This window comes from Mesorhizobium carmichaelinearum, from assembly GCF_900199455.1.
GTDB lineage: Bacteria > Pseudomonadota > Alphaproteobacteria > Rhizobiales > Rhizobiaceae > Mesorhizobium > Mesorhizobium carmichaelinearum.
This window is the reverse complement of the sequence record NZ_FZQR01000124.1, coordinates 1-1,103: the sequence shown is the minus strand read 5'-3', so window position 1 is coordinate 1,103 and position 1,103 is coordinate 1. Positions and strand designations below refer to the sequence as shown.

At 56.8% G+C, this 1,103-nt stretch carries 1 pseudogene; it reads right to left on the bottom strand.

Annotated elements, in window-relative coordinates:
• Nucleotides 1-111: 111 nt before the first annotated feature.
• Nucleotides 112-894: pseudogene (istA, locus tag CKW40_RS42285) on the bottom strand (IS21 family transposase); the annotation flags it as partial.
• Between the last annotated feature and the right edge of the window lie 209 nt (nucleotides 895-1,103).

The following is a 1,103-nucleotide window of genomic DNA, read 5'->3' as shown; positions in this document are numbered from 1 at the left end:
GCATCATCGACAACAAAGCCGCGAGGGACGAGGGTCGATGGTCGGAGGGTCTGGCCCATTGCACTGATTCCTCTGTCTGAAATCGGTACCAACCAAACCCGAATGTCATCAAAAGTGAGTCAGAGCCCTTATTCCACGCCGAAACACATCCTGGACGTTCTTCTCGACCTGTCCCTTCTCCCAGCCCGAGGCCGGATTGCAGAACTCAGGCTCGTAGAGGTAGTGGCTGGCCATGGCCATGAAGCGGACATTGACGTCGCGCTCCTTGCCGCGTCCGACCTTGTCGATCGCTGTCCGCATATTGTCGTAGATGCCGCGCCGGGGAACGCCGCCAAAAACACGGAAGGCATGATTATGGGCGTCGAACAGCATCTCATGCGTCTGCAACAGATAGGCCCGGACGATGAAGGCCCTGGAATAGCTGAGCTTGGTATGGGCCACCTGCAGCTTGGTGCGTTCATGGCCGATGATCGCCCAGTCCTCGGACCAGTCGAACTGGAACGCTTCACCAGGATCGAACGAAAGCGGCACGAATGTTCCGCGCCCTGTCGTCTGTAACTCCTTCTGCAGATCAGCCTTCCACTCCCGAGCGAAAGCCGCAACACGACCGTATGACCCCTCATAGCCAAGGCTCAGCAGATCTGCATGAAGCTGCTTGATCGTGCGTTTCTGTTTGCGGTTCTTTTTGGCCTCCGTCCTCAGCCAGGCTGACAAACGGTCGGCAAATGCGTCAAGCCTGCTCGGCCGCTCTGGAACCTTGAACTTCGGCTCCACCTCGTCCACCCGCAGGTATTTGCGCACCGTATTCCGAGACAGGCCGGTCCTGCGGCTAATCTCTCGGATCGATAAATGCTCTCGAAAATGCCAGCGTCGGATCACGCTCAATAATGCCATGTCGATCACTCCGTAATCCCCGCTGAGAAAACGCAGGGTAAGGGTCAAACATGGGTCAATTCTCGGTGGAAATATCCTGGGTTGCCGGGTCATGTATGGATGCCCCCGTTCGCGCAAGGCTTTTCTTCGAGCGGTTTGAACGTGTGATCGGATGCGGTCATGTATCAGGCCTTTGATGCAGTCCGGATACGACTGCTGGCCGGTATGGA